Genomic DNA, 9,317 nt, shown 5'->3' with positions numbered 1-9,317 from the left:
CGTAGCCCATACGAAACATTCAGCTTTTATCATGGAGAAGATGTTTTAGAAAAGCTTGGATGTAAGCCGGTAGCCGCCGGCGACATCATGCTAAAACCTGCACTTCTCAAAAAATAATTATTAACGTGCCGCCAACCATTTATCTGTCTAAGGAATAAAGGGGTGGATTCTCCGATTACAAAAAAATCGAGAGGGAGTCGACCTCCCTTTGGCATGCCTATAATTATCATCATACAGCAGAAAAAGCTGAAAATCAAACTGCATTTAGATTACAAATATGGCTTCTCAGTTACAAAACTCTACATTTCACTTGCAAAAGTGGCTTTTCGTTTACAAAGTCTTACTTCTCGAATACAAAAACTGCGTTTCGAATTACAAAGTGGCATCTCGTGCTACAACTCAGTCTATAGTAGTTTTAGTATGTATTTTACAATAAAAATATATCGTAAAACGATAAAAAACTATTGACATTCAGAATGGTAGTAGTATAATTAAGGAAAATGAGTTGGAAATCAGGAGGTTTGTTATGAATCAGCAAAAACTATCAAAATGGCTAAAATGCATCACGATACTAGTGACGGTTATGCTTACCATTATATTGTTTCTAGTTATACCAGCCTATGGAAGGGATATTGTATGTTTGAACTCAAGATATTCGGGGTGGTATATGCCATGGTTGTTATTTATATGGGTATTAGGAATCCCTTGTTATGTTGTATTAGGTATATTCTGGGGGATTTGCAATGAGATTAGGAATGACAATTCTTTCTCTATAAAGAATGCGAAAGCATTAGCGATCATTAGTAAGTTAGCAATCGTAGATAGTTTCCTATTGTTTTTAGGCATTGTACTCTTTAGTGTGTTCCAAATGATGCATATAAGCATTCTTGTACTAGGTATCCTTGTTGTTATTGAAGGAATCGCAATTTCTGTTATAGCGGCAGTACTGGGACATTTGGTACAAAAAGCAAGTAAGATGAAGGACGAGAATGATTTAACCATATAGTTAGGAGGAACCAGGAGGAGAATTCATGGCAATTATTGTTAATATTGATGTTATGCTAGCGAAACGTAAGATGAGTGTAACAGAGTTATCAGAGCGAGTAGGAATCACAATGGCGAATATATCTATTTTGAAAAATCAAAAAGCAAAAGCCATACGCTTTGATACATTGGATAAGATATGTGAGGTTTTGCAGTGTCAGCCAGGTGATGTGCTTGAGTTTGTACCTGACGAAAAATAAAAGAGGGTCATATAAGATAGATGTATGAGGTAGAAAGGAGCTGCTTTTTATTATGGATATGCAATCAGAAGGTAATAAGGTTTCCATAGAGGCGAAGGATCTCTGGCAACAGGAAGCGCTTAGAAGAAGTGAAGAGCAAAAGAAAAGAATCGAGAAATTAAATTCCATAGCAGCAGAAGCAGGAAAATACTTAGTGGGGGCAATCTTGCTTGGCCTACTATTCTATTTCTGTTTCTATGATTTCTATATTAATATAGCAGGATTCGTGTATCCGTTGTTTCTAGTGGGTTTGTATGCTATTACATGGAAGACGATGAAGAGCCAAGGAATACTGTTTAATAAACATTGTGCGGGATATGTAGCTTGTTCTTTTTTACTAGCGATATCAACGGTTCTAACAACTAATTTTTTAATAATCTTCCTTAACACAGTTGGAATTATTATTTTATATCTGATTACCTTATGTAGATGTTATCTTGCAGATAAAGTGATGGGAATACAAGGTTTTATAATGACCATTGGTAGATGTGTCTCAGGCACCTTTGTCTGTTCTAGATACTTCTTTAAACATTCAAAGGGGAAGATTCGATTTAAGAGAGGCAACTTTGAGAAGAGTAAGAGTATTACGTTAGGAATTGTACTTGCAACAGTATTTCTAGGAGTAGTTTTGCCGCTGCTTTCACAGGCGGATGCCGTTTTTGGTAATATATTACGCTTTCCTTTCCAAGCAATTAATATTACCAATGGATACCAGATTATTAGGGGTGCATGTTTTATATTCATACCAGCAATTCTATTCTATGGTTTAATTTGTTCGTGCTATATCCGATATATGGAGACAGAAGAGAAGCAATATAGACTATGGAAGCCAGATGCGATTCTTATTATGACGGGTATCATCGCTGTTACGTATATTCTATTCTGTAGTATTCAAATTGTTTATTTGTTTGGGGGGCTATTCGAATTGCCAGAAGGAATTACATACGCAGAGTATGCTAGGCAAGGATTTCTACAACTACTATGGGTGGCTGTAATTAATATTGGATTAGTTCTATTGTTAAAGATTAAATGTATGCCAAGTAAGATATTAAATCATATCCTTCTTGTGTTAAGTATATGTACAGTGGTCATGATAATCTCATCGGCCTATCGTATGATTCTATATGTGAAGGTATATGACCTGACAAGGCTACGTTTTCTAGTACTATGGTTCCTTATCTTTTTAGTGTTTGTTGTGGGACAGATGATGTATTATGTCTACCATTCTAAGTTCAGAATTGGCAAATGGCTTTTTACCACTGCGTTAGTTGCTTATATGATCTTGAGTTTTGGAAGAATGGATTACGTTATAGCCAAATATAATATTAATGCAAATGAATATATGACATCAGATAATTTCAGGTACCTTACGTATTTATCGTTAGATGCAACACCAGCTATTGCAGAGTTATCAGAAGATCGACTTTTAGTAGATCAAGAGGACAACGAATACGACTATGGATATGAGGAGGATAGTAAAGAGAATTATGAATTGTATTTTCAATGGATTGTGAACGAATATAATTCATCTATTCGAGGTTTCAATATAAGTAACTATATAGCATACCAAAGTGCACTCGATAAATTGGCAGAGTTAAAGTAAAATTATAAGTGCTCTACACACTATTAGAAAGACAATCTTCATGGTTTGTATGCGGATAGCGAATATATAATATTCGAGAATATATATATTCGCTATTCACACGCAACCTATGAAAGATTGTCTTTTTAACACTTTATTCTATTCATTAGAAACTTCTTTACTTTCTGAAGGGTCTTTGAAAAGCGAATCCAACACTTCGTTTTCTTTTGCTTCGATTTCAACTTGCTTGCTACGACATTTAGCATCCGTATAGATTGCATCCATTATACGCTTTTGATCTGCTGGAACAAACATACCTATTGATTTTGCTAAATCGTCAAGGTTATTACGATTTACAAGCAAGGTATCTCCAGTTGATAAGGGAATGCTTAGAATGTTATCTTCCTCTTTCATATCGCCAAGACATAGACAGTTAGTTGTAGAAGAATATTGATAAGTAACACCATTGTAAGCAATAAGATTAGAAGCATTAGCCATAGCTCCATAGGGAGATTGCCTGGATAGATTGATTACATTGTTATAGATTAGATTGGTGTACACATCAGAGGTAGCTGTAACGTTGGTAAAAGAGCTATTAGTTGAAGTATAGGTGTCTGTTTTGACTGTAGATAGGAAGTTCTCTTTCTCTTCCTTAGTTAACGTAAAACCAGATCCAGTAGTATCTACCTGTTTTTTTAATAATTCGTTACAATAGGAAGATACCGTGTTTAAAGAATTAGTAGTTGCAATCATAATTATACTCCTTTCAAACCATACAAGAATTTGAAAAGGACAAAATCCATTCTGTCTATACCCATCCATGAACCGAATTCAATAAATTGTATCAAGAAGTCTCGACAAAATTTTTTATATTCGGATATCTTTTCTATAATGAATATCGGAAAGAAGAAGTAAAAACATTAACAGATATACAAAATCCTACCAGGACCAAAGCGTCGTTCTAATTCATCATGAATGAAAATCTCTCCCTCTGACCGTAGGGTATTCCGATAACAGTATTTTCCCATTCCACGTCCAGTCATCTTCTCCTGATCAAAGAGTTCGATAGATTCAGGAAATGCCTCAGCATTAATTTTTCTATGAACAAAGCTGTACGTCATAAAAATCACTTCAATGAACATTTGTTTTTTCATCTTTTCAGAAAGTTCGGCTTCTAAACGATCGAATAACTGGGAATATATCGCTTTCCAGTTATCCACCATAATAACAGGTGCGACGAGTATACCTACTTTGTAACCTGCTTCGGCCATTTTATTAATTGCTTCGATACGTTTATCTAAGGAAGAAGTGCCAAGTTCGATATTCCGAATTACCTCCTCCGGGTTAACGGACATACGAAAGATTACTCTACCTTGATGATTCAGAGGTAATAAAGGATCAACCATACTGAATTTACTTGGGAACGTAATGCTACCCTTTTTACATTTTGTAAAATTATCTATAGTCCAAGGTAAGTTACCTGTAACCTCGTTCTCTAAAATCAAATCACTATTACTTCCTATCTCGAAGGTGAGTTCCCTATCGCTACGGGTACTATATCGAATTAAGCGATCCATCATCTGTTCTCGATTAACAAAAAGACGAAGGTATGAACATTTATTATAATTACAAACGAGATAGCAGTAAAGACACATGGCAGTACAACCAGATGAGGTATAAGGCACTAAGTAATCGGAAACTTTGTGGTTTTCAACATATTTATGAGTTTTACGTGTACCAATAATCAATAACTGTTTCAAGTTACGAAATTCCGAGTTTTCTTTTGAGCGTAATTCTTCGATATTGTTATGATTTTCAATAGGAATCCAAGGAATATCAGAGAATTTTTCTTTTAGTTCTTTTCCTAAAGTATATTGCTCTATATTTGGTTCATAATAGATTTGTGTGGGACGCATAAGATTCTCCTTTGAGTAATTTATAATAGTATGTGCAGAAATATCTAATTTCACTATAGATACTGTCACAAAAGGTAAAAAAAAGAATATGAAACATGGTAGATTTGAAGAAGTTAATAATGCTATAATAGGGACATAAGTAACATCCTAATAATGGTAATTTGTTAACTAGGTTTCGTAAATGACGAGAACAATTATTATAGGAAGGAGAAGAGGAGGTAGTATGAGCAAAAAGCCATTCATTCTTAGTTGTATGGTGGTATTGCTTATTTTGACTTTCGGTGGTTGTGGAAAACAAAATAAACAGTATGGCTATATACCTATGTTTGACAAGCTTACTTGGGGAATGAGTCTTCAGGAGGTTGTTAATACTTTGCAATTAACAACACAAAATGCAAAAATCATTGAACCGAAAGAAAACTCCGCTTACACCATAGTCCGCTTAAGCGATGCTTATGAGGCATATGGGATGAAGGGGATCGTGAATCTGTTAATTACAGATGGAGAATTAAATACGCAAGATGAACATAGTTACCCTGTGAATGCATTATCAGCAGTTGTATTACAATATGATGATTTTGATGCTGATACTCTGAAAGCGAATATGGAGAAGGAACTTGGTAAACCAAAATCAGATAAGACAGAAAATTCAGGAGAGGTAATTACCTGGAAAAGTAAAGACAGGATATCATCTCTTTCTAAATCAGAACAAAAGAAATTATATGCGTATTGTGAAGAGTTAGAAGCAAGGGGTAATAAGAATCTGTCACCAAAAGAAAAAAGTGCTATTAATAAAATTACATTAACGATAACAAAAGACGGTAAGAAAGCGGTTATTACCTATTATGGGGATTGGGCAGTCTACATAAATTACAGTAGGAATTTGCAGAAGTAATTATCAGAGATATTAAGAAGGTAAAAGAGACTCATAAAATTAATATTGGCATAGTTATAGTCAGATAACTTATGCTAGTACAGTTTTTAAGTGGTAAAACCCCTTGACATTTACCAAATCCTATACTATGATAAAAAATAATAAAATATAGCACCAAAATACGTTGATGGAGACAGTAGCAATTAAGAGAAACCAAAAGCGAGTTCGGGACAGTGGAAGCCGAATGGGAGTAACAGATTGTGAATATCACTCCGAAGTAGCAGACTGAAAGAATGTATCTCAGATAGAGGTAGAACGCTAAGGTGTTCTTAAATCAAGTAGGTCGTCGCCGGATTCCGCCGTTATCGGAGCACATATAAAAGTCTTAGACGGAGTATGTTAAATAGGTGGTTTCATGAAAGCATAGTGCTCTCATCCTGTTTAAGGGTGGGAGTTTTTTTATTTTAATCATAATTTAGGAGGGAAATCATGTACGATAAAGTATCCACGAATCTTAACTTTGTTGAGAGAGAAAAAAACGTAGAGAAGTTCTGGAAAGATCACGAGATCTTTGAGAAGAGTATTGATTCAAGAAAAGAAGGAGAGACTTATACATTCTATGATGGTCCACCAACAGCGAATGGTAAACCACATATTGGTCACGTTCTAACAAGAGTAATCAAGGATATGATTCCTAGATATAAGACAATGAAAGGTTACAAGGTTCCTAGAAAAGCTGGTTGGGATACACATGGACTTCCAGTAGAACTTGAAGTTGAAAAATTATTAGGATTAGATGGAAAAGAACAAATTGAAGAATACGGTTTGGAACCATTCATTGATAAATGTAAAGAATCCGTATGGAAATACAAAGGTATGTGGGAAGATTTCTCAGCTACAGTTGGTTTCTGGGCAGACATGGAAAATCCTTATGTAACTTATGATAATAACTTCATTGAGTCTGAATGGTGGGCATTAAAGCAAATCTGGGATAAAGAATTATTATACAAAGGGCACAAAATTGTTCCTTACTGTCCGAGATGTGGAACTCCGTTATCTTCACACGAAGTAGCGCAAGGTTATAAGGATGTTAAAGAAAAATCAGCAATTGCAAAATTCAAATTAAAGGATGTAGAAGACGAATACATCTTAGCATGGACAACAACTCCTTGGACATTGCCATCAAACGTTGCGCTATGTGTTAACCCAAATGAAACTTACGTTAAAGTAAAAGTTTCTGTTAACGCAAAAGGTGATGTTGTTAAAGAAGGCGAAGAAGATACTGCTGTTAAAACAGAATACTATATCTTAGCAGAAGCGTTACTTTCTGTAATCGATGGCGTATATGAAATCGTAGAAAATTACGTTGGTACTGACTTAGAATACAAAGAATATGAACCATTATTTGGCTACGCAGAACCAACTAAGAAAGCTTACTATGTAGTATGCGATACTTACGTTACATTATCAGATGGTACCGGTGTTGTTCATATTGCACCTGCATTCGGTGAAGACGATGCGAAAGTTGGTCGTAGATATGATCTTCCATTCGTTCAATTAGTAGACGAAAAAGGTGAAATGAAACCAGAATGTACAGATATGGCAGGCGTATTCTGTAAGAAGGCTGATGAAATCGTATTCCGTCTATTAGGCGAAAAAGGATTATTATTCAAAGCGCTTAAATTCGAACACAGCTACCCATTCTGTTGGAGATGTGATACTCCATTAATCTACTATGCAAGAGAATCATGGTTCATTAAGATGACCGCTGTTAAGGAAGACTTAATCCGTAACAACAACACAATTAACTGGATTCCAGAAAGCATCGGTAAAGGTCGTTTCGGTGACTGGTTAGAGAACGTACAAGATTGGGGTGTTAGCCGTAATCGTTACTGGGGTACTCCACTTAACGTATGGGAATGTGAATGTGGACATATGCATTCTATCGGAAGCATTGCAGAACTTAAAGAATTATCGAGCAATTGTCCTGATAACATTGAACTTCACCGTCCATTCATCGATGCTGTTACGTTCCCATGTGAGAAATGTGGTAAGGAGATGCAACGTGTACCTGAAGTTATCGACTGTTGGTTCGATTCAGGAGCAATGCCATTCGCACAACATCACTATCCATTCGAAAATCAAGATTTATTCGAACAACAATTCCCTGCTGACTTCATCTCAGAAGCAGTTGACCAAACAAGAGGTTGGTTCTATTCCTTACTTGCAGAATCAACATTATTATTCAACAAAGCACCTTATAAGAATGTTATTGTTCTTGGTCACGTTCAAGATGAGAATGGGCAGAAGATGTCCAAATCAAAAGGAAATGCAGTAGATCCTTTCGATGCATTAGACCAATACGGCGCAGATGCAATCCGTTGGTACTTCTATGTTAATAGTGCACCATGGTTACCAAATCGTTTCCATGGAAAAGCAGTTATGGAAGGTCAACGTAAATTCATGGGGACTCTATGGAATACGTATGCATTCTTCGTATTATACGCTAATATCGATAACTTTGATGCAACAAAATACACATTAGATTATGATAAATTATCTGTAATGGATAAATGGTTATTATCTAAATTAAATACAGTAGTTAAGACAGTAGATGAAAACCTAGCGGCGTATAAGATTCCAGAAACAGCAAGAGCATTACAAGAATTTGTTGATGAATTAAGTAACTGGTATGTAAGACGTTGTCGTGAACGCTTCTGGGCAAAAGGAATGGAACAAGATAAGATTAATGCTTACATGACTCTTTACACTTCCTTAGTAACACTTTGTAAGGCAGCAGCACCAATGGTACCTTTCATGACAGAAGACATCTATCAAAACTTAGTAAGAAGTATTGATAAAACAGCTCCAGAAAGTATTCATCTATGTGACTTCCCAGCGTACAATGAAGCTCACATTGATAAAGAACTTGAGAAGAATATGGAAGATGTACTGGATATCGTTGTACTTGGCCGTGCTTGTAGAAACACTGCTAACATCAAAAACCGTCAACCAATTGGCAACATGTATGTAAAAGGTGATGTTTCCTTATCAGAATACTTCCAGGAAATTATCGAAGAAGAGTTAAATGTTAAGAAAGTTACTTTCACAGATGATGTAAGAGACTTCACTTCTTATAGTTTCAAACCACAACTTCGTACCCTTGGTAAGAGATTTGGTAAACAATTAAATGCATTGAAAGAAGTATTAGCAAACCTTGATGGCAATGCAGCTATGGATTCTCTTAACGAAACAGGCAAACTTACGATTACACTTGATGGTGTAGAAGAAGTTCTTGATAAAGAAGATTTATTAATAGACGCAGCACAGATGGAAGGTTATGAATCAAATTCGGATTATGGTATCACAGTAGTACTTGATACAAACCTTACGGAAGAATTAATCGAAGAAGGTTATGTACGTGAAATCATCAGTAAGATTCAAACAATGCGTAAAGATGCTGGCTTTGAGGTAATGGATCATATCGTTGTATACCAAGACGGTAATGATGTTATCAAAGAAGTAATCAAGAAGAATGCTGACCAAATCAAATCAGAGGTTCTTGCAGAAGAAATCCATATCGGTACTATGAGTGGATTTACAAAAGAATGGGATTTGAATGGTGAGAATACTGTACTTGGTGTTGAGAAGGTAATGTAATT

General features: G+C 35.5%; 7 protein-coding genes. 5 read left to right on the top strand and 2 right to left on the bottom strand.

Annotated elements, in window-relative coordinates; translation table 11 throughout:
- Window positions 1-526: 526 nt before the first annotated feature.
- The 3 genes from BUB90_RS04860 to BUB90_RS04850 are packed head-to-tail and all read left to right on the top strand — an operon-like array spanning window position 527 to window position 2,886.
- A complete protein-coding gene (locus tag BUB90_RS04860) occupies window positions 527-1,006 on the top strand; it encodes a DUF2975 domain-containing protein (protein WP_073283706.1) in 480 nt (159 codons plus the stop codon).
- Window positions 1,007-1,031: 25 nt separating this feature from the next.
- Entirely contained in the window at window positions 1,032-1,244 is a 213-nt protein-coding gene (locus tag BUB90_RS04855) for a helix-turn-helix domain-containing protein (RefSeq protein WP_073283703.1), read from the top strand.
- 52 nt (window positions 1,245-1,296) lie between these two features.
- On the top strand, window positions 1,297-2,886 hold the full coding sequence (locus tag BUB90_RS04850; RefSeq protein ID WP_073283700.1) for a DUF4153 domain-containing protein: 1,590 nt from the start codon (window positions 1,297-1,299) through the stop codon (window positions 2,884-2,886).
- 138 nt (window positions 2,887-3,024) lie between these two features.
- On the opposite strand, the gene BUB90_RS04845 is transcribed toward BUB90_RS04850, so the two are convergent.
- Together BUB90_RS04845 and BUB90_RS04840 are read right to left on the bottom strand one after the other, a co-directional pair.
- The gene (locus BUB90_RS04845) at window positions 3,025-3,618 is read right to left on the bottom strand and encodes a hypothetical protein (protein ID WP_073283697.1); all 594 of its coding nucleotides are present in this window, start codon (window positions 3,616-3,618) and stop codon (window positions 3,025-3,027) included.
- Window positions 3,619-3,785: 167 nt separating this feature from the next.
- On the bottom strand, window positions 3,786-4,781 hold the full coding sequence (locus BUB90_RS04840; RefSeq protein ID WP_073283694.1) for an SPL family radical SAM protein: 996 nt from the start codon (window positions 4,779-4,781) through the stop codon (window positions 3,786-3,788).
- A gap of 223 nt (window positions 4,782-5,004) precedes the next feature.
- Here BUB90_RS04840 and BUB90_RS04835 point away from each other — a divergent pair, with 223 nt between their 5' ends.
- Window positions 5,005-5,676: a hypothetical protein gene (locus BUB90_RS04835; protein WP_073283691.1), complete on the top strand. Its 672-nt coding sequence runs from the start codon at window positions 5,005-5,007 to the stop codon at window positions 5,674-5,676.
- 468 nt (window positions 5,677-6,144) lie between these two features.
- Window positions 6,145-9,315 (top strand): isoleucine--tRNA ligase, encoded by a 3,171-nt coding sequence (gene ileS / locus BUB90_RS04830; protein WP_073283688.1) that lies wholly within the window; start codon window positions 6,145-6,147, stop codon window positions 9,313-9,315.
- Window positions 9,316-9,317 lie beyond the last annotated feature (2 nt).

The organism is Anaerosporobacter mobilis DSM 15930 (genome assembly GCF_900142955.1).
Taxonomy (GTDB): Bacteria; Bacillota; Clostridia; order Lachnospirales; family Lachnospiraceae; genus Anaerosporobacter; species Anaerosporobacter mobilis.
The sequence above is the reverse complement of the archived record's forward strand: the minus strand, read 5'-3'. Positions and strand labels throughout refer to the sequence as shown.

Coding starts and splice junctions, on each gene's coding strand:
- BUB90_RS04845 (WP_073283697.1), bottom strand. CDS start 3,618: ATGATTGCAACTACTAATTCTTTAAACACGGTATCTTCCTATTGTAAC.
- BUB90_RS04860 (WP_073283706.1), top strand. CDS start 527: ATGAATCAGCAAAAACTATCAAAATGGCTAAAATGCATCACGATACTA.
- BUB90_RS04855 (WP_073283703.1), top strand. CDS start 1,032: ATGGCAATTATTGTTAATATTGATGTTATGCTAGCGAAACGTAAGATG.
- ileS (WP_073283688.1), top strand. CDS start 6,145: ATGTACGATAAAGTATCCACGAATCTTAACTTTGTTGAGAGAGAAAAA.
- BUB90_RS04850 (WP_073283700.1), top strand. CDS start 1,297: ATGGATATGCAATCAGAAGGTAATAAGGTTTCCATAGAGGCGAAGGAT.
- BUB90_RS04835 (WP_073283691.1), top strand. CDS start 5,005: ATGAGCAAAAAGCCATTCATTCTTAGTTGTATGGTGGTATTGCTTATT.
- BUB90_RS04840 (WP_073283694.1), bottom strand. CDS start 4,781: ATGCGTCCCACACAAATCTATTATGAACCAAATATAGAGCAATATACT.